The sequence below is a fragment of the Cloacibacterium caeni genome (assembly GCF_907163125.1).
Classification (GTDB): Bacteria; Bacteroidota; Bacteroidia; order Flavobacteriales; family Weeksellaceae; genus Cloacibacterium; species Cloacibacterium caeni_B.
Genome location: NZ_OU015319.1, coordinates 454,610 through 475,728, shown reverse-complemented (window position 1 = coordinate 475,728; position 21,119 = coordinate 454,610). Strand labels below are relative to the sequence as shown.

The window sequence follows — 21,119 nt, the reverse complement described above, 5'->3', positions numbered from 1 at the left end:
TTAGTAAAAATTATTAATTCCAAAAATTAGAATACTCAAAGCCATTCCTGCAGCAATACATAATAAAAGAAATCCCGAATAAAAACCTCTTGCAATAGCAGTAGCGACGTATCCTTCGATTAAATCTATAACGGCATTCACCAATTGAACACCCGGAACCAAATACAGCACTGAAGTAGCCAATGCTTTTTCGGGGAGCGCTCCTATTCCATAAAAAACATTAATGGAAGCGATAAAACTGGTAACAAATGCTCCACCACTAATCGCTAACATTACATTAAATTTTCTTTTTGAAATTTCTTGTCTCGCAAGTATTCCTAGCATAGAAGCAAAAAATGCAAAAGTGGCATCTATGAAATCTCCTTTAGCTAAAATACAAAGAGATGCACAAGCAATTCCCACTCCTATAACAATTTGAATTCGTTTATGATGAGAAAGTTTCTTAATTTTTTCGAACTCTCTTTTCACATGTGGATAATCTAGATGATCACTCACCACCTTCCAAGAAAGCAAACTTATTTCATTGAGAATCCCGAAATGTACACCATGACTTGGTAATCTTTTATAATGAGTGGCGGTTTCCGAAGGGTTGTTTCTCATTTTAGTGGTGAGAATAATTCCATTGAAAGAATAAAAGATTTCTATATCTACCCCGAAAACATCTGCAATACGCTTTATATTCCGGTCTATTCTACCACAATGCGCACCTGCAACCATCAATGTAGAGCCTATATCTAAGAGTAAATCATTATATTTTTCGATTAAAGGTTTCTCTTGCAACATTTCTGATTTCATCTTTAAGTTTTTACTGCGCAAAGTTAGGAATTCCTAAAACGAAAAGATTAAAATTTAAACCTATTTTATATCATAAAAAAACAGTTGCAATTTTCATTGCAACTATTTTTATATTCTAATTTTATTTATCACAATAACATTCCTTTCTAGATCTTCGAGATTCTGAACTGTCCCAAAAAGGATAAATTTTAAATCCAAAATAGACATCAAAAGAATTAAACTTATCTTGTCTAAAAAAAACGGGCAAAATATTATCGCTTCCTATAAAAAATGGTCCAAATCTAAGATATGCGCCCAATTGAGGTTTTTTATACTCAAATAAAGATAATTGTGCTGAGTAGGTTATTAAATGGTGTGTTTTAGCTAAATTAACATAAAACAGATTAGGCGTTTTAAAAGCATACTTATACAATGGCACTCTTTGATTAACTCCAAGAGTTAAATATCTATTTCTGCGTAGATTTCCACTATAAGATAAATGCAAAGCTGTAGGTAAAGCAACTGTAAACTGAGTTCCAACAAGAGAAGCGTTTGGATCACCATAAACATGCGAACTTAGTTCTTGTAAAAAATCAGAGATGCTTGTTAAGTGTTGAAAATCGTTAGTTCTATCAATCAAAAATGGATCGCCTTTAAAGATATGCTTTTCTCCATTGACTTTAATAAAACCTATGTCTGTAACAGAAAATGCCAATTTTTGAAGATACTCCCCTTTTTCTTTGTCATAATCTCCGTAATCTACATATGTAAAACCAATATCGCCACCTATAGAGTGTCCATAATCTTTGGGTTTATAACTATTATTATCAAAGTTGACAGAAGTAGTAACCAAAGCTTCTACATCATAATGATTGTATTCAAAAGTTGCGGAAGCTTTATCATATTTGAAATCAAATGAATTTTTCTCTTTAACTATTAATGCATCCCAAACTTTAGAGTGTTTAAAATTTAATCCAATATTAAACTCAGAAGACTTTGTTTGAAAAAAAGACTTAGAAATAAAAAAATTATTTTCTTGCAAGGTGGCCAAACTTCCTGAAAAGGGTTTAAAATCTAAGGCAAATGATGGTTGATGAACAAAATTATCATATTTATAATTTCCGTCTAAATTAAAGGAATTACCAAAAGTTCTTAATCTGGTATAAAATCCTGCTGCAAAATCTTGGTCTTTAATTTTGAATTTTACGGCAATTGCGGGACCTAGAACGTCTGCTTGAAAGTGACCATCAAATTTTTTATACACACCAAAACCGATAGTATTCTTAGGTAAATCTGGTGAACTTTTATCATCATTCACAACAAAATCCTTTTCTCCCAAAACACCTAAAACGTTCTGTTTAGAGATATATCCATAATTATTGTTCAAAAACACATCAGTAGAAATAATATTTAATTCCCAAGGATTAGAACTTTGTAAAAAAGATGATGGATTTCCTTGTACAGCATTGGTAAATATAAAACCATCATTAAAAACTCCTGTAGTATTTTGAGAGAAAAAACTCTGATATAGTAACAAGATTAATAAAAAATATTTTTTCATAATAACACTATCTTCATAATAAGCGTAAATTTCGTAAAAAAAATTCTCACTCCAATATTTAGGAGTGAGAATTCTCAAAATAAACTATTAAAACAAAACTATGACAGTAAGAATTTTCAGAATTTAATCTTCAATTCTTTATCTGTATATTTTTAATCTAAATGTTTTGGTGTAAAACCGTCTTCACTGAGTTCTTTATGATCATAATCAGCTTTCATTTCTGCTTCGTAATCTATTTTTTCATCTTTACCCAACCTTCTAAGAATTGAATCAAAAATGGAATATACTACTGGCACAATAATTAATGTAAGGAATAAAGATGATGTTAAACCACCAATAATTACCCAAGCAAGTCCTTGGTTCATTTCAGCACCAGCACCATTAGCTAAAGCAATTGGCAACATTCCGAAGATCATCGCAATTGTCGTCATTAAGATAGGACGAAGACGCGCGTGGTTGGCTTGTATTAATGCATCATGAGTAGATTCACCAGCAGCTTTTCTCATATTGGTAAAATCTACCAATAAGATTGCGTTTTTCGCAACGAGACCAATTAACATAATCATCCCTAACAAGGTGAAAATATTGAGTGAATTGCCTGTAATAGCCAAAATCAACATTACCCCAATTAATGCTAACGGAATAGAAAATAACACTACAAATGGATGTATGAAACTATCATATAAAGATACCATTACCAAATAAACCAATATCATAGCTGCCAATAAGGCATATCCTAATGTACCGAAACCTTCGCTTTGGTTTTCCATTGTTCCTCCCCAAATGTAATCTACCCCCGCAGGTTTGTCTTTGCTATTCATGAATTGATTAGACCATTCTTTAGCAACATCACCCACAGGACGACCAACCACCTTAGAAAGTACTTTTACAGCAGGAGATTTATCACGACGTTGTAATAAACTTGGCCCAGATGACATATCTACATCTGCAAACTGACTCAAGCGAATTTGCTCGCCTTTAGCGTTTTTAAACAAGATATTCCTTACATTTTCAATAGAATTTCTATTGCTTTCATCAAGTCTAATATTGATATCATACTCATATTCACCAGCTTTAAATTTACCATCAGTATTTCCATTAAATGCTGTTTGCATTACTTGCCCCACAGAAGCAAGATTAAGTCCGAGAGCAGCCATTTTATCACGATCAAAACTAACTCTAACCTCTGGATTACCAGTATCAGTTGATAATTCTGGATCTACTGCACCAGGTACTTTTTTAAGTAATTCTAAAATTCTAGTTGCTTCTTTATTTGCTGTCTGAACATCTGGCCCTGTAACCACCATTTCTATTGGAGAACCTTCTGCACCCATTAAACCAATTGGAGCTGATTTAAATTCTACACCTGTATATTTTTCTTCGAGCTCTCTTTTTAATTTAGCTGCTAAGATGTCTGTACTTTCTGAACGTTCTGATTTATCTGTTAAAATCACCTGAATTTCTGACTGATAAGCTGTTGATTGCGCACCTCCCATCCCTGTAGATTGCTGACCAACAGTAGTAATCATATCTACCACTTCTGGTTTTTGTCTCAAGAATTTCTCAATGCTTAAAGTAGTTTGGTTCATTTTTTCAACAGTAGCATCTTTAGGCAATTCCATCTGTAACAAAAACTGTCCTCTGTCTATTTTAGGGAAAAAGTCTGTTCCAATATATCCTAAACCGACCAAAGAAAATGAAGCAATTAGAACCATAAATGTTGCAACTACAGTCAATATTCTTCTTGTAGCTGTTTTAAGACACCATTCTAAGATGCCCGTAATCCAATGAGTGAATAAGTCTAATTCTTTTTCGAACCAAAGAATGAATTTTTCAAAATAATTTTTACCCGTTAAATGTTGTAACTTTCCAAATCTTGAAGAAAGCCACGGTATAATCGTAAATGAAGCCAACAATGAGAACAATGTTGCAATAGCTACCGTAACACAAAATTGTCCCAAGATATTTGCCACCAATCCACTACTCATTGCTATTGGTATAAATACTACAACTATAACTAAAGTAATAGCAGCAACGGTAAATCCAATTTCTGCGGCTCCATCATAAGCTGCTCTAATTTTTGATTTACCCATTTCCATATGTCGGTAGATATTTTCTAATACAACAATCGCATCATCCACCAAAATACCAACTACTAAGGATAAACCAAGGAGTGACATTAAATTCAACGTGTAACCCATTAGATACATACCAATAAATGAAGCAATAAGCGACATTGGGATAGAAACCATTACAATAAAGGCGTTACGAACACTGTGTAAGAACAATAACATCACAATTGCCACGAGAATAATCGCTAAGAACAAATCGAAAATTACATGGTTCGCTGACTCTAAAGTAAATGTCGTGGTATCATTCACAATCTTAAGATTTATCCCTTGCACAGAGTAATCTTTTGCTACTTTTTCAATTGTTTTTTGGACGCTTGAAGAAACTGCTACTGCATTGGCATCAGACTGTTTTTTTACTTGCATTAAAATAGTAGGACGCTCATTAAAACGTGCTATTTTTTCTACATCTTTTTGTGCATCCATTACCACTGCTACATCAGACAAACGAACTTGCGCTCCATTTTTGTTAGAAATCACAAGGTTGCTCATTTCTTCTACAGATTTGTATTTTCCAGACAAACGGATAGTAGATTTAGACGTTCTGGTCTTTATATTACCCGTTGGGAAATCCATATTAGAAGTTAGGATAGCTTGTTGAACTTCACCAATGGAAAGTCCGTAACCCTGTAATTTTTTATCATCAATATTCACCTGTATTTCTCTCTCTTGTCCACCAATGAGGTTTACTTGTGCAACACCGTTCACACGAGAGAAAATAGGCTCTATTTTTTTATCTAAAAGATCATAAAGCTCTTTACTATTAAGTTTATCACTAGAAATACTCATTGTAATAATAGGCAAATCATCTAGTGAAAATTTATTAAGCGAAGGCGCATCTGCACCATCTGGTAATTTAGAAAGAATAGCATTTACTCTACGCTGTGCATCATTTAGAGAATAATCTACATCTGTACCAGCATTAAGCACTACCATTACCACTGAAAGATTTTCGTAGGATGAAGCTTCTACTTTCTTTACGTTTTCTAAAGCACCAACAGCATCTTCTATTTTTCTAGTAACGGATGTTTCAACCTCGCTTGGAGAAGCACCAGGATATACTGTAGAAATGGTTACAATGTTGGTTTCAAATTTTGGAATAAGCTCGTAACCCATTAAAGAGTAACTGAGCAAGCCTCCTAAAGTAAGCAATGTAAATAATACAATGACTATGGAAGGCCTTTTGATTGATATTTCTGCTAATTTCATCTACAACCTTATTTTACAATATTAATTTTGGAACCGTTATCTAAGTTAATTTGCCCACTGGTAATAACTTGCTCACCTTCTTTTAAGCCACTAATAATGTGTACTCTATTTCCATAAACTTTTCCAATGGTTACTTTTATCAATTTTGCAGTTCCGTTATTATCAACAATAAATAATTGACCAGAAGTTACCCCATTTACAAAGGCTTCAACAGGTACAGTTAAAAGATTTTGATTAGAAGCACCATTATTTGTCTTGAAAACAGCACTTGCATACATCCCTGCTTTTAATTTACCGTTATTAGAAACTTCTATTTCTACAGGAAAGTTAAGAGACGCATCACTTTTCGGTGCAATGAAAGAAATTCTACCACTGAAAGAATCTTCAGGATAAACACTTACCGAAATTGGCACTACTTGACCCAACTGAAGTTTGCTTACCTGACTTTCATCAACCAAAACAGAAAGTTTTAGCGTGTTGATATTCACAATCTCAAACATTGGTGTTCCTGGCGAAACCACAGCACCTGGTTCTACCATTTTCTTATTAATAGTCCCGCTGATACCAGTACGAACAGCAGCATTGTTTACACGAACGCTTTGCGCACGTACAGCAGCTTGCGCATTTCTAAGTTGCAATCTAGAGTTGTCTAACTGCTGCTTAGTTACACCACCAGTTTTAAAGGCGTTTTCGTAACGTTGGTTATCAATAATTGCGTTTTGTAAATTATTTTGCGCTTGAGACATATCTACCTCAATTGCGTCTTTTTTGATGGTTGCCACCACTTGTCCGGCTCCTACTCTAGAACCTTCTTTAACCAAAACGCTTACTACTTTCCCAGAAATTTCAGAAGAAAGATTGGTTTCTGCTTTTGGCAAAAATGTACCGTTTGCGGTATAATCTGTATCGATATGATCAAACTTTACTGTTTCAACATTTACATTTATTTTATCTACTTGCTTAGCAACTTCTTGTACTTTAGCCGTTTGCTGTTTCTTATTATCTACAATTTTATAAGCAGCAAAACCTGCGAATAATAGAGCTATGACAATATATATTAAAGATTTTTTCATTTTAAAATACGTTTATTTTGAAGGGTTTTGTAATGTATTAAGTTCTCCTTTAGCTTTAATAAGCTGTATTTCAGCTTGTTTATAATCTAACAATGCTGTAGCATAATTTTGTTTTGCTTGGGTTAAAGCATTTTCTGCATCCAGAAGCTCTGTTAAATTAGCCAATCCGTACTGATAATTCGACTGAGAATTTTTCTGTACTTTCTCTGCCAACTTCACATTTTCCTTCATGGTTTCTAAATTGATGAGTGCATTTTCTATATTTGTGATAGAGTTTCTATAATCTAAGTTTAAACCTTGCTTAGTATTTTCTATATCTTGTTCTACACTTTCAATATCAATTTGCGCTTGTTGAATTTTAGATTTTGTAGCACCTCCTGTGAAAATAGGAATATTAATATTTAGTGCAACCGCTGCAAAATCGCTCCAATTTACACCATTGCTAGAACCATTTGTCCATGGGAATTTAGTCCCTAAACCAGCCCAACCATATTGCCCTTGTAAACCAACTGTAGGGTAAAGTGCAGCTTCTGTAGCTTTTTTATTATATTGCAAAAGCTCTTTTTGTTTTTCTAAGACTTTTATTTCTGATCTTTCATCAAGATTAGCTAAACTCGAAATAATTTCTGGTCTCGGTTCAATGCTTTTTTCTTCTAAAACGATAGGCGTTTCAATAGGAATTCCCATATAGAATTTCAGAGCATTTTTGGTTAATTCTACCGCATTCACTACTTTTTGCTTAGAAGCACCAATATTGGTTAACTGAACATTGGTTCTATCTAAATCAATCTGTTTTGCCAAACCGTTTTCCGTTAAACTTTTAATAATATTTCTAACTTTTTCGGTATTTTGGTAACTTGCTTCTAGCGTTTTAAGGTTTTCTTGTTGCACAAAAACGTTGTAATAAGCAGTAGCAACGTTGGTAATAATCTGCTCATTTGTAAGTTGTGCATTAAGGACATAAAACTCTCTGGTAGATTTTGCTGCCTTTAAACCAATAAATACTTTTTGATCGAAAAGTGCCTGATTTACCGTTGCAGAAATATTAGAAGTCCACGGTTGCCCCATTTTCACTACTGTTTTCTGTCCTCCAAACTCAATTACAGATTGCTGAATTATCGGATTATAAGTTAGGTTACTCCCAACACTTACGCGTGGTAATGCACCTGCTTTTGCTTCTGTTATTTTGTATTCGGCTTTTTGAATTTCCAAAGCTGCTTTTTTCGCTTCCGCTTTGTTATTAAGTGCTTGCGAAATTGCATCTTGCAAAGATATTACTTGCTGAGCGTCTGCAGAAGCACTGCCGAAAACCATAAGAGCAACAGTAATGCCTACTTTCAGGCGACTTGCTTTAAAAGGTTTTCTATTCATAAAATATATTTTTCTTTTTAAGTTTTTAAATTCAATTAAATGGTTTTCAAAAATTCTGTTTTTTGGAACTTTTCTCTCAACTCATTAAGTCTTTTTTTACCTTTATCAGTAACTATAGCTTCCAGATAAAAAATCTTCATCGCAATAGAAATAGGAAACTTATCTTTTTCGTCTTCAAAAATAGGCGATACATCTACCGCAAATAATAAAGAGATTAAAAATTTAATGTAAAGATTAATCGGAACGTCTGTTCGGAAATACCCCAACTCAACTCCTTTCTCGTAATTATTTTTAACCGTTACAGATACTTTTCCTGAGATTGATTTCTGATGCGCGTGGAAAATATCTGGATAATACTTAATCAACTGAAAAACGAAAGCGTTTTTCTCTTGGCAAGTAATTTCGTCTATTCTACTCCCCGAAACAAATAGAACTTCTAAAGGGCAATCATACTTTTTTTGCACTTCTTTTACCGCATCTATTGCTTCATTCGAAATAAATTCCAGAACTTCGTGGATAAGGTCTTCCTTATTTTTATACTTCTGGTACAGAGTTTTCTTTGATATAGAAAACTCTTTTGCAATATCATCCATTGTTAATGTTTTCACGCCATAAACATGAAACAACTCAAACAATTTTTCTAAAAAATATTTTTTATCATCCATAATTGGGTGCAAATATACAAAAGAAAACTTTAAAACAAAAAAAGTTTCCAAGTTTTTATCTATTTCGTTTTAGATAAAATCAATCACAAAAAAAACTGAGACAAAATCTCGGCTTTATGTTAGTTTAAATAAATTTCAAATTTTCCAAATTCATGAATTTTTTCAAGCAATTGATTATTAATATTAATCGTTTGATGCAAGGCTCTCGCTTCCACAAAAGTATTGTCTAAAGGATTCTGGAGAAAAACATTCAATTTATGTTCTCCTTTTTCTGCCAACAATTGCGTTTTGAAAAATTCTATATCGGTTTTATTCAGTTCATTTACAGGAATTATTAGTGACAAGGATTTTGCATACTTTTCGAAAGCATCTTTCAAATCCATAATATCTGTAACATTGGTAAAAACTCTGCCTTCGCTTCCTTGTGTAAATTTCATTTTTAAGATGACAAATCGGTCTTTGGCAATTTTTTCACGCAACTTCATGTAATCTCTATCCCCTAATCTGAAACTGTAACTTCCCGTGTAATCTTCTAAAGTCAAGAAACAAATCTTTTCACCAGAATTTTTCCCATCTCGCAAAATCATTTCGGTAATCAAGCCAGAAACCGTGTATTCTCTAGCATTATCAAACATTTTTTGTCTTTCCTTCCAATCTTTTGGCGCTTCAAAAAGACTTCCTGCAGGAAATAATTGCTCTTTAAACGCATCAATTTCGTCTAAATTCAAGAAATTGAAGTTTCCTTTTGGTTCAGCTTTTTTCGCAGAAGATTCTTCTACCAATTCTTCATCTTCTGAAACATCTAAACTTATATCAATGCTTTCATCATCGTCTGTTTCCTCATCTAAAATCTTGGCAGACAAATCATTTGGAGCAATTTCATCTTTTTTGTTGTCTTCTAAAACGAAATTTTTAGAAAATTCTCCATTGATAAACTTATACTGGAATTTATATTCATCTAAAGGATGCGCCGAAAGATAGAAACCGATGATTTCTTTCTCACGATTCAGTTTATGCATATTTTGCCATTCTGCACAAGGCAAAAGCTTCGGCCTTTCTATCTGAACCTCATCTGCAAAATCAGCAAAAAGTGAATTTTCCACCGAGTTTTTATTGTCTTGGAAGGATTGTCCGTAACGCAAAAGCTTTTCAATATTGGTTCTTCCTGCATTATCTACATCGAAATATTGTGCTCTGTGATAAGAATCTAATTCATCAAAAGCACCTGCAATCACCAAACTTTCTACCACTCTTTTATTGACTTGCGAAGAAGGCATTCTTTCAAAAAAATCATAAATATCTTTGAATCTTCCGTTTTGTCTTTCCATATAAATGGCTTCAGAAGGCGCTTCTCCCATTCCTTTAATCGCTCCCAAACCAAATCTGATTTGTCCTTTTTCGTTCACAGCAAACTGGAATTGAGATTCATTAACATCTGGCCCTAAAACATCTACACCAATCGCTCTACAGTCTTCCATAAAGAGCGTAATTTGCTTGGTATTGTTGATGTTATTACTCATCACACTCGCCATATATTCCGCAGGATAATTGGCTTTGAGATAAGCAGTATGGTAAGCAATTAAGGCATAACAAGTGGAGTGAGATTTGTTAAATGCATATTCTGCAAACGCTTCCCAGTCTTTCCAAATTTTATTGAGTTTCACCTCATCCAAATTATTTTTCTTACCGCCTTCTATAAATTTCGGGTACATTTTATCCAGAACGTCTTTCTGTTTTTTCCCCATTGCTTTTCTTAGCGTATCGGCTTCACCTTTGGTGAAATTTGCCAATTTCTGAGAAAGCAACATTACCTGCTCCTGATAAACCGTAATTCCGTAGGTTTCTTTTAAATATTCTTCGGTTTCTGGTAAGTCATACACAATTTCTTCTAAACCGTGTTTTCTGTTGATGAAATTCGGAATGTATTTAATCGGACCAGGTCTGTACAAAGCGTTCATCGCAATTAAATCCGCAAAAACCGTAGGTTTCAGTTCGCGCATGTATTTTTGCATTCCCGCACTTTCATACTGGAAAATCCCAATCGTTCTTCCTTCTTTGAAAAGTTCGTAGGTTTTTTTATCATCAAGAGGAATTTCATCCGTATTGATTTCAATTCCGTGACGTTGTTTAATGAGTTTTATTGCATCTTTGATAATGGTTAAAGTTCTTAAACCTAAAAAGTCCATTTTCAACAAACCTGCACTTTCTGCTACAGAGTTATCAAACTGAGAAACCAAAATTCCTGCATCTTTTGCAGCGATGGAAATCGGGACTAAATTTGAAATATCTTCTGGCGTAATAATCACACCACAAGCGTGAATTCCAGTATTTCTGATGCAACCTTCCATTTTCTGTGCCGAAGCCAAAACTTGATGTCTAGAATCATTAGGATTGGCCAAAATCGCCTTCATTTCTTCAGCTAAAGGTTTATCTTCTGGTTTTAATTTTTCTGGTTTATTGAGTGCTTTTGCAATATTCATTCCCGGAGTTTCAGGAATTAATTTCGCAATCGCATTCGTATCAGGAATCGAAACATCCAAAACTCTTCCCGCATCTTTAATCGCTGATTTTCCTCCCAAAACGGAGTAAGTAATAATCTGCGCCACGTTCATTTGTCCGTATTTTTCAATTACCCATTTTATGATGGCATCTCTACCTTCATCATCAAAATCGATATCAATATCGGGCATTGAAATACGTTCAGGATTCAAGAAACGCTCAAAAAGTAAATCATATTTAATCGGATCTACATTGGTAATTCCGATGCAATACGCAACTGCAGAACCTGCTGCAGAACCTCGACCAGGCCCAACTGAAACGCCCATTTTTCGGGCTTCATTACAGAAATCCTGAACAATCAAAAAGTAACCAGGATAACCTGTATTTGCAATAACTTCAAGTTCAAAATCTAAACGTTCAGCAATTTCTGGAGTAATTTCATCATATTTTTTTCTAGCACCTTCATAAGTTAGATGTCTTAAATAGGCATTTTCACCACGTTTTCCCCCGTCTTTTTCATCTTCTTCACTTTGAAACTCTTCGGGAATATCAAATTTCGGAAGCAAAACATCACGCTTTAAAGTATAAGGTTCAAATTTTTGTAAAAATTCAGAATAAGCTTCGAAAGCATCTGGAAACTGACGAAAAGTTTGTTTCAATTCTTCTGCATTTTGAACAAAATAATGGTCATTAGCTAAACCTTTTCGTTTCCCAAAACCTTTACCAATAGGCGTAGAAACTCTTTCTCCGTCTTTGATACAAGTAATAATATCCTGAATTTTAGCATCTTCTTTTTTGGTATAAAAAGTTTCATTCTGTGCTAAAATTTTCACCTCATGTTTATCGGCTAGTTCTAATAAAACTTCGTTTAAGTGCTCTTCTTCTTCAATGTCATGATTCTGAATTTGCACATAGAAATCGTCTCCAAACTGCTCTTTCCACCAAAGAAAAACTTCCTCTCCTTTTTGTTCCCCGAAGTTCAAAATCGCATTTGGAACATCTCCGTAAATCCCTGCTGTAACAGCAATAAGATTTTCTTTATATTCGGCAATTTGTTTCTTAGAAATCCTTGGTACACCAGCATAATAACCATTTGTATATCCTAAACTCGAAAGTTTTGCGAGATTTTTATATCCTTGAAAATTTTTAGCCAAAAGAACCATGTTTGTTCTTCTATCTGGATCATCTTTGGTAAATTGTTTCTGCTCTGGTCTTTCTGAAATATAAAATTCACATCCCAAAACTGGAACCAAAGGCGTTTTAGTAAACTCTTCACCTTTTTCTTCAGCTTCTGCTTTCTTTTTTTTGAGGTCGCCGTTGTATTTTTCAACTTCGGAAACAAACTTGAAAGCACCCATCAAATTTCCTAAATCTACCATTCCAACTGCCTTAAAATCGTTTTCGGCAGCTACTTTTATCAGTTCATTAAAATGAGAAGTAGCGGCAAGTGTAGAATAAATGGTATGATTATGAAAATGGAAATAATCGCCAATTTCTACTTCTTTGGTATCGCCAAAATCTACAGTAGATTTCTTTTTCTTAGAATCTGCAACTTGCCTTCTAATAACAATATCAAACGGTTTAATCGGCTCACTCCAAATTTTCTGAAATTGCTGAAACTGAGCATCAGTCCATAGCATTTTCTCTGCAGGAATAATGCGTTGTCTCGCCATTTCGAAGAAAATCTGCGCCGTCGCATTTACGTCTGCCGCAGCATTGTGCGCTTCATCAAATTGGTAACCGTATAATTTTTCGAAAAGCTCACCTAGTTTTGGAGATTTAAATCTTCCTCCTCTTCCTCCTGGCAAAGCACAGAAATCGGTTCCCAAATCCATGGTATCAGCTTTGGGAATTTCTTGAAGATTATTTTCGATTTCTTTTCTAAAAAATTCTGCACCTACAATTTTATAATCAAAATCAATATTGTGACCAACACCAACTTTTGTCTTCTCTAATGCTTTTTTAAATTCTTCTAAAACCCATGCCAAATCCTTTCCTTCTTCTTTGGCCATTTTGGTAGAAATCCCGTGAATTCTGGTCACGTTAAAAGGAATATCATACCCTTCAGGTTTGATGATATAATCCTGATTTTCAATTAATTTACCTTCGTCATCATGCAATTGCCACGCAATCTGCACCATTCTGGGCCAATTGTTTGAATCTGTGATGGGTGCGTTAAAATTTTGGGGTAAACCAGTAGTTTCCGTATCAAAAATCAAGTACATTCTTTAGAAAATTTGTTCAAATTTAATCGAAAAAAAATTAAAATTTAATTAATCTATTTAATATTTTATATTTTCTTTAAGCTATTAGTATCTCTTTTTTTATATTTGTTGAAAATTAATTTGATATGAGAAAAACATTTATATTTTTATTGAGTATATCCGCTCTTAACTTTGTTTTTGGTCAAAAAAACAATGAATTACAAAAAAAATTCTCAACAGAAAGAGTTGAAAACGAAAAAAAACTTGAGAAATATTTAAACCAAAATAAAGGAAAATTTACCAATGAGCAAATAAAAGAAATGCAAGCAAAAATTGCTGGATTTGCTGGAAACATTCCTGTATTTCTACAAACGGATGATCAACCTTCTAACCGAAGTGCAAATTTAACTGCTTTACAAAATGGTACCCTTTTAGGGCTTAATGGAACAGAAATTAATGGCACTGGGATTAATATTCTAGTCATGGATGGAGGCAGAGCACATAATACCCATCAAGAATTTAAATCTTATTCTGATGGTACCTTCCAAGTAACTAATGCAGAAGCTGAATCTGTTTTAAAATCATCACACGCAACTAATGTTACAGGAGTAATCTTAGCCTCGGGATCATATTCAGGAATTATTAATTGGAGTAATGGAACATCTTCTAATGTTTCTGATGTAAGAGGAATAATTAGAAATGCAACTACAACAAATTACGCCTTTGACAATACTGATTTGGGTACTAATTACCAAAAATTAGAATGGTATTCTCAAAATATTTCCAATCATTCCTATGGAATTAATTTAGGTTGGACTTACGCTAGTAGTGCAAGCTCTACCTATCCTCAAGTTGGATTTTATTGGATTGGTAATTATGATTTAAATACAAGAGACACATATAATGGCAGCTATTATACTCAAGATGCAAATTTTGACAAAATTGTTTACAGCAATCCTTATCAAATCGTTGTAAAATCTGCAGGAAATTACTACGGAACACATCCAAACAATGACCCCTCAAAAGCTAAATTTAAATACGACAACAATACTAAAAGCTATGTCCCATTTGCCGCCAACAATATCATCCCAGAACCTAATTGTAGCTTAGGATATAATTGTATTGGCTGGGGTTCTCTTGCTAAAAACATAATTGTAGTAGGAGCAACTCAACAAATTGGAACTATAGATAACACCTATACTTCAGCAAATGATGTTATTAAAGCAAGTTTTAGCAGTGCGGGACCAAGAAAAGACGGTGCAATAAAGCCAGACATTACCGCTGTAGGAGTTGAACTTTTAGCTCCAACTTATAGTTCAACTTACCCCACTAACAATGGATATTATACAAAATCTACAGGAACGTCTTTTTCTGCTCCAATGATTTCTGGAATTATTGGTGCATTAACACAAGTAAGTAGGGTTATTAATAATGATAGTGGATTTATGTTTAAAGCAGACGAAATAAAAGCATTATTAACACATACTGCAAATGAAGCAGGTAATCCGGGACCAGACGTTTGGTATGGCTGGGGATTTGCTGATGCTACTAAAGCAGCCCAGTTAGTTATTGATAAGAAAAATAAAAAAGCATATTTTGAAAGAAATAAACTCACTTCTGGAGTAAAATTCACCAAAACTATTACCGCTAAAGCTGGAGAACCATTAAAAGCTACCATTTCTTGGATTGATCCAGCAGCTGTTCCATTTACTACAGATAATGACTTGCAAAACAATACTTCTTCCAGATTAGTAAATGACTTAGACTTAAGAATTATTGACACCACCACAAACACGATATATTACCCTTGGAAACTTAATGTAGCTTCTCCTATGGATAACGCAACTAAGGGTGATAATACTGTAGACAATGTAGAACAAATACTTCTTGAAACTCCTATAGCAGGTAGAGCTTACAGAATTGAAGTTTCTAACAAAGGAACACTTAATAATGGTGCCACTCCAGTTCCTGCAACTGTACCACAAGATTATGCACTTATCATTACAGGTGTAGAAGAATCTTCTCTAGGAACCGCAGAAATTTCCGCAGAGAAATTAGTGACTATTTATCCTACCAAAACTAAAGATTTTGTAAACGTACTCATTCCAAAAGGTGCTAAAACAATAGATATTTTTGATTTATCAGGAAAATCAGTTCTGAAAACAGAAGCGAAAAGTTTCCAAACCATTGATGTAAGCCAATTACCAAAAGGTACTTACATTATCAATGTGAAGACCGATAAAAATGTAAGCTCTCACAAGTTTATTAAAGAATAATTCGAGGATTAAAAACCTTCTAAATCATTGAAAACGCTAACTTTACGAGTTAGCGTTTTTTATTTTCAATCAAAAGAGAGAATGCTTATATTTGTTTTCTATGGAATCTGACTTTACAACAAAAGAAATTATTTCAAAAGAAATTTTGCTCAAGGCATACACTCAAATGATGTTGGCAAAATCAATGGCCGATATTTACGAAGAAAACAGAAATATTTGCAAGTACGTACACAGTACTTCTAGAGGCCACGAAGCCATACAATTGGCTACGGCTTATCAATTATCCAAAGAAGATTGGGTATCTCCTTATTACAGAGACGAATCTTTATTATTGGGAATAGGCTTCACTCCTTATCAATTAATGCTTCAATTATTAGCAAAAGCAGAAGACCCATTTTCAGGTGGTCGTTCTTATTATTCTCATCCTTCAAGTAAATCAGAAGAATTTCCTAAAATTATTCATCAGAGTTCTGCTACAGGAATGCAAGCCATTCCCACCACTGGTGTTGCTCAAGGAATAAGATATATTGAAGATTTTAAACTTCAAAATTTTGAAAAAAATCCTGTTGTCATTTGTAGTTTAGGCGATAATTCTGTTACAGAAGGAGAAGTAGCCGAAGCTTTTCAATTTGCAGCACTTCATCAACTTCCCATTATCTTTTTGGTTCAAGATAATGAATGGGGTATTAGCGTAACCAAGGAAGAAGCCAGAACTTCTGATGCTTATGATTATGCGACTGGATTCGTAGGGCTAAATAGAATGAGAATTGATGGAACTGATTTTGTAGAAAGTTTCATTCAGATACAAAAAGCGGTACATTTTGTAAGAGAAGAAAGAAAACCTCTTTTAGTTTGCGCTAAAACCGTATTGATTGGGCATCATACTTCTGGCGTAAGAAGAGAATTTTATCGTGACGAAGCAGATTTAGCCAAACATAGAGCAAAAGACCCGGGAATTATTCTCAAAAAATATTTATTAGAAGAAGGTTTTAACGAAGAGACCTTATCTCAAATAGAAATTGAAGCCAGAAAACAAATAGAAGAAGACTTTAACAAAGCCATTCTCGCTCCAGACCCAAAGCCTGAAACCGTAAAAGAGCATGTTTACGCTCCTACTCCTATCACAGAAGAAAAAGGAACTAGAATTCCAGAAAATGGAGAAAAAATCCCAATGGTAGATGCTGGAATTCACGCCATACAAGAATTGATGCACAAACATCCTGAAGCATTGCTTTATGGTCAAGATGTAGGCGGAAGAATTGGGGGCGTTTTCAGAGAAGCGGTAACGCTTCAACAAAAATTTGGAAATAAAAGAGTTTTTAACACCGCCATTCAAGAGGCGTACATCATTGGTTCTACTGTAGGAATGAGCGCAGTAGGTCTTAAACCTATTGTAGAGGTACAATTTGCCGATTATATTTATCCAGGGATCAATCAATTGGTAACAGAAGTTTCTAAATCTTGCTACCTCAGCAACGGAAAATATCCTGTTTCGAGCATCATTAGAGTTCCGATTGGAGCTTATGGAGGTGGCGGTCCTTATCACAGCGGAAGCGTAGAAACCATGTTGGCTCAAATCAAAGGAATTAAAATCGCTTATCCAAGCAATGCTGCAGATTTTAAAGGCTTATTTAAAGCTGCTTTTTACGACCCAAATCCTGTCATTTTCTTAGAACACAAAGGTCTTTATTGGAGTAAAGTTCCAGGAACAGAAGAGGCAAAAACTGTAGAACCTGCAGAAGATTACATATTACCTTTCGGGAAAGCCAATATTGTAAAATTTGCCAATGAAGAAGAAGTCCAAAAAGGTCGAACTCTAGTTGTCGTTACTTATGGAATGGGTGTTTATTGGGCCAAAGAAGCGGCTAAAAATTTTGAAGGAAGGGTAGAAATTATAGATTTAAGAACCATCAAGCCGATAGATGAAGAATTGGTTTTTGAAAGGGTTAAATTACACGGGAAATGTATTCTTTTAACGGAAGAAGCACTAAACAACTCCATGATGGAAGCTTTCGGGGCAAGAATTTCTAAAAATTGCTTTAAATACCTCGATGCAGCTGTAGAAATCATGGGTTCGCTGGATTTACCAGCTGTTCCTATCAATTTGATTTTAGAAAAAGAAATGCTTCCCAATGCAGAAAAATTAAGCCTTAAAATCAATGAACTTCTCAACAATTAAAGCATGGAAATTTTAGATAATTTTTTAATTGACCTTATAAAAGACATACCCAAAACAGATTTGACCAATTTTTTTGGATTATTCAAGAAAGTTAAAATAAAAAAAAATGAAGTATATTTTAGTGAAGGAAAGCAACACTTCAAAATATTCTATATCAAAAAAGGATTATTAAGAGGATTTTACACAGATTCAAAAGGAGAAGAAAAAACCATTTTCTTCCGTTGGGAAAAAGAATTTTGCGCAGACCCAGATTGTTTAATTCATAAAAAAACCTCCAGACTTACTTGGACCGCCATAGAAGACAGTGAGATTATAGAGATTGACATGCTAAAATTTGAAGAATTAAGTAAAAGAAACGGTGCATTACTCAGATTAAGAATCGCCACTAATCAAAAATTATCGTACAGATTATACGAGAGATTAGAAAGTTTTATTATATTAACTCCTGAGGAAAGATTTGTGCAACTCAAAAGCACTTACCACGATTTATGTGAAAGAATTCCCGATAAGCATTTAGCTTCATTTTTGGGAATTATTCCAGTTTCTTTGAGTAGAATTAAAAAAAGATTAGAAAATTAACAAATGTTAATTTTCATTAAAACATTATACAATATATTTGCATAAAGGAAAAACACAAATGAATGAAAATTGCCTTAAAAAGAAAGCCTTCTAGATTAACGGAAGGCTTTCTTTATTTATATAGATTCATTGTGTTGCGATATATCCAACCCTAATTCTTCGGAGGTTTCTTCTACTCGAAGTGGAATAATAAAATCTGTAATCTTATAAATAACCAAAGCTCCAAAAAAGGTAAACACAGACACCAAAAGTAGCGCAGTCATGTGATGTGCAAAAACGCCTATTCCACCGTGCAGAAGACTGGCATTTTCGCCTCGAGCAAAAATAGCGGTGAGTATCATTCCCATAATCCCTCCGATTCCGTGACAGGCAAAAACATCTAACGTATCATCTACGCTTTTCAGTTTTTTCCAGTTGACCGCCATATTAGAAACAATTGCCGAGATAAAACCGATAAATATACTTTCTGCAATGCTTACGTAACCACAACCCGGTGTAATCGCCACCAATCCTACTACCGCTCCAATACATGCTCCTAATGCTGAAATCTTTCTTCCATTTATTCTATCGAAAAATATCCAAGTCATCATCGCTGAAGCAGAAGCTATCGTTGTAGTTCCAAAAGCCATCGCTGCAGTGGCATTGGCAGCTAAAGCTGAACCCGAATTAAATCCGAACCAACCAAACCACAACATTCCTGTTCCTAAAATCACATACGTAATATTGGAAGGTTCGTGATGGTCATTTTTTCTTTTCCCAATCATCAAAGCACCTGCTAAAGCTGCAAAACCAGCACTCATGTGAACTACAGTTCCACCTGCAAAATCTTTAATTCCAAAAAATTTAACCAAGAATCCGTCTCCGCTCCAAACCATGTGAGCCAAAGGTGCATAAATGAACAGTGAAAACAGTACGATAAATAAAAGGTAACTTACAAATCTTACTCTCTCTGCAAAACTTCCCGTGATAATGGCAGGAGTAATCACTGCAAATTTCATTTGGAACAATGCAAAAAGGATAAAAGGAACGGTAGAAGCCATTTTAGAATGTGGCAAAACGCCTACTTGGTTAAAAAAAGTAAAACTAAAAGGATTGCCTATGATTCCGTAATGTTCTTTGCCAATATAAAATCCTAGAGAATCTCCGAAAGAGAGCGAAAAACCAACCACTACCCAAACCAAACTGATGACTCCCAATGCAATAAAACTCTGCAACATGGTAGAAATTATATTTTTTTTGCCCACCATTCCGCCATAGAAGAAAGATAAACCCGGCGTCATGAGAAGGACTAAACCCGATGAAGCCAATAACCAAGCAATATCTGCTCCAACTAAATTATTTTCTTCTAAAAAAACTCCCGAACTAGCATCTGGCAACTTTGTTGGCCAGAATAAACTTACCATTGCTACTATCGCTGTGATGATAAAAGCAATAACCCAACGTTTTTCTACTTTCAATAACATATTTTCTGTTTTAACCCCTACAAATGTAAACATTTTATTTAAAAAAATATATTTTTTGAAACACAACCCCTATATTTTTATATAAATATTTTAAATTTATATAGTTTCAACTTATAACACCCCAATAATAATATCACAAGAAAAATATTTTTCTTTATAAAAAGATTCTTGGCTTTGCTGCGCTTCATTCAGAACGACAAGGTTCTTTGAAGTGGCTTATTTTTATCACAAAGTTCACTAAGTAATGGTGAAATAATTTCGTTTTTAAGTTCTCAAAGGAACATCATAGATGTTCTATGAAGTACACAGGTTTTTCTATTTACACTTTTAGAAAAATCTTTTTCTTCATGAAAAGATTCTTCACTATGATGCGCTTCGTTCAGAATGACAGGGGTCTATGAAACGGATTATTTTTATCACAAAGTTCACTAAGTATTGGTGAAATAATTTCGTTTTTAAGTTCTCAAAGGAACATCATAGATGTTCTATGAAGTACACAGGTTTTTCTATTTACACTTTTAGAAAATCTTTCTCTTCATAAAGAGATTCTTCACTTTGCTGCGCTTCGTTCAGAATGACAGGGTTATGTTTTGTAATTATGGATTATAAATCTACGAGTACAGAATAATGTCTACATAAAAAAGCCACAACACTTCCTGTAAAGAAAGCGTTGTGGCTTTGTGAATCGCATCTAATAGAAAGAAGGTTAATGGTCTTTAGAAAAAATCTTTCTAATATCATCGGCGTTTATGCCAAGATATGCACCTACTTCTTCTACGGTTACTTTCTGATGCTTGAGTTTTCTCTTGGATTTTCTTATTTCCCTCAAGATTCTTCTGCAATGCCCGATACTGTAATCAGTAATTGCTTGAACGTCATTAGCGTTCATAATTAATTTTACTTTCATTGTGCTCTACATGGCTATTAAGCTCTAATATTTACATAATGGAGCGGTTGATATTCCGTGATGACAGTTAAGAAAATAAAATAGGCTAAATGCTAAGAAGTAAGCAAGAAATAAAACGAAGCAGTAGAAAGAGGTTTATAGTTAGTGTTTTTCATAATTAAATTTTTCATTTATAATATATGTCTATAGACATAAAAGGTTTTAAGGATTATGTATCACCTGCTCTTTGT

At 34.1% G+C, this 21,119-nt stretch carries 12 protein-coding genes; 3 read left to right on the top strand and 9 right to left on the bottom strand.

From position 1 onward, the window contains the following. The 7 genes from KKQ79_RS02165 to dnaE all read right to left on the bottom strand — a co-directional run bounded on the left by KKQ79_RS02165 (position 1) and on the right by dnaE (position 13,506). Positions 1 to 795: a threonine/serine exporter family protein gene (locus tag KKQ79_RS02165; protein ID WP_213188765.1), complete on the bottom strand. Its 795-nt coding sequence runs from the start codon at positions 793 to 795 to the stop codon at positions 1 to 3. 121 nt (positions 796 to 916) lie between these two features. Beyond that, positions 917 to 2,335: a hypothetical protein gene (locus KKQ79_RS02160; protein WP_213188764.1), complete on the bottom strand. Its 1,419-nt coding sequence runs from the start codon at positions 2,333 to 2,335 to the stop codon at positions 917 to 919. A 152-nt stretch (positions 2,336 to 2,487) separates the two neighbouring features. After that, entirely contained in the window at positions 2,488 to 5,673 is a 3,186-nt protein-coding gene (locus tag KKQ79_RS02155; RefSeq protein ID WP_213188763.1) for an efflux RND transporter permease subunit, read from the bottom strand. Positions 5,674 to 5,681: 8 nt separating this feature from the next. Next, positions 5,682 to 6,746 (bottom strand): efflux RND transporter periplasmic adaptor subunit, encoded by a 1,065-nt coding sequence (locus KKQ79_RS02150; RefSeq protein ID WP_213188762.1) that lies wholly within the window; start codon positions 6,744 to 6,746, stop codon positions 5,682 to 5,684. Between the two features lie 12 nt (positions 6,747 to 6,758). Further along, the gene (locus KKQ79_RS02145; protein ID WP_213188761.1) at positions 6,759 to 8,117 is read right to left on the bottom strand and encodes a TolC family protein; all 1,359 of its coding nucleotides are present in this window, start codon (positions 8,115 to 8,117) and stop codon (positions 6,759 to 6,761) included. Between the two features lie 35 nt (positions 8,118 to 8,152). Next, on the bottom strand, positions 8,153 to 8,782 hold the full coding sequence (locus KKQ79_RS02140) for a TetR/AcrR family transcriptional regulator (RefSeq protein WP_213188760.1): 630 nt from the start codon (positions 8,780 to 8,782) through the stop codon (positions 8,153 to 8,155). A gap of 119 nt (positions 8,783 to 8,901) precedes the next feature. Then, complete coding sequence (gene dnaE, locus KKQ79_RS02135; protein WP_213188759.1) at positions 8,902 to 13,506, bottom strand: DNA polymerase III subunit alpha; 4,605 nt, start codon at positions 13,504 to 13,506, stop codon at positions 8,902 to 8,904. 125 nt (positions 13,507 to 13,631) lie between these two features. Between dnaE and KKQ79_RS02130 the strand changes: the two genes are divergently transcribed. The 3 genes from KKQ79_RS02130 to KKQ79_RS02120 all read left to right on the top strand — a co-directional run bounded on the left by KKQ79_RS02130 (position 13,632) and on the right by KKQ79_RS02120 (position 18,519). Next, entirely contained in the window at positions 13,632 to 15,761 is a 2,130-nt protein-coding gene (locus tag KKQ79_RS02130; RefSeq protein ID WP_213188758.1) for a S8 family peptidase, read from the top strand. Positions 15,762 to 15,861: 100 nt separating this feature from the next. Next, complete coding sequence (locus tag KKQ79_RS02125) at positions 15,862 to 17,940, top strand: alpha-ketoacid dehydrogenase subunit alpha/beta (protein ID WP_213188757.1); 2,079 nt, start codon at positions 15,862 to 15,864, stop codon at positions 17,938 to 17,940. A 3-nt stretch (positions 17,941 to 17,943) separates the two neighbouring features. Next, a complete protein-coding gene (locus tag KKQ79_RS02120; RefSeq protein WP_213188756.1) occupies positions 17,944 to 18,519 on the top strand; it encodes a Crp/Fnr family transcriptional regulator in 576 nt (191 codons plus the stop codon). A 116-nt stretch (positions 18,520 to 18,635) separates the two neighbouring features. Here KKQ79_RS02120 and KKQ79_RS02115 read toward each other — a convergent pair whose 3' ends face one another. Continuing rightward, positions 18,636 to 19,976: an ammonium transporter gene (locus KKQ79_RS02115; RefSeq protein ID WP_213190662.1), complete on the bottom strand. Its 1,341-nt coding sequence runs from the start codon at positions 19,974 to 19,976 to the stop codon at positions 18,636 to 18,638. Between the two features lie 712 nt (positions 19,977 to 20,688). Beyond that, entirely contained in the window at positions 20,689 to 20,889 is a 201-nt protein-coding gene (locus KKQ79_RS02110) for a hypothetical protein (protein WP_069796750.1), read from the bottom strand. Positions 20,890 to 21,119: the final 230 nt, after the last annotated feature.

Bases quoted from the DNA above. Each gene is read 5' to 3' on its own strand.
- KKQ79_RS02120 (WP_213188756.1), top strand. From the start codon at position 17,944: ATGGAAATTTTAGATAATTTTTTAATTGACCTTATAAAAGACATACCC.
- KKQ79_RS02150 (WP_213188762.1), bottom strand. From the start codon at position 6,746: ATGAAAAAATCTTTAATATATATTGTCATAGCTCTATTATTCGCAGGT.
- KKQ79_RS02160 (WP_213188764.1), bottom strand. From the start codon at position 2,335: ATGAAAAAATATTTTTTATTAATCTTGTTACTATATCAGAGTTTTTTC.
- KKQ79_RS02140 (WP_213188760.1), bottom strand. From the start codon at position 8,782: ATGGATGATAAAAAATATTTTTTAGAAAAATTGTTTGAGTTGTTTCAT.
- KKQ79_RS02165 (WP_213188765.1), bottom strand. From the start codon at position 795: ATGAAATCAGAAATGTTGCAAGAGAAACCTTTAATCGAAAAATATAAT.
- KKQ79_RS02125 (WP_213188757.1), top strand. From the start codon at position 15,862: ATGGAATCTGACTTTACAACAAAAGAAATTATTTCAAAAGAAATTTTG.
- KKQ79_RS02145 (WP_213188761.1), bottom strand. From the start codon at position 8,117: ATGAATAGAAAACCTTTTAAAGCAAGTCGCCTGAAAGTAGGCATTACT.
- dnaE (WP_213188759.1), bottom strand. From the start codon at position 13,506: ATGTACTTGATTTTTGATACGGAAACTACTGGTTTACCCCAAAATTTT.
- KKQ79_RS02130 (WP_213188758.1), top strand. From the start codon at position 13,632: ATGAGAAAAACATTTATATTTTTATTGAGTATATCCGCTCTTAACTTT.
- KKQ79_RS02110 (WP_069796750.1), bottom strand. From the start codon at position 20,889: ATGAAAGTAAAATTAATTATGAACGCTAATGACGTTCAAGCAATTACT.
- KKQ79_RS02155 (WP_213188763.1), bottom strand. From the start codon at position 5,673: ATGAAATTAGCAGAAATATCAATCAAAAGGCCTTCCATAGTCATTGTA.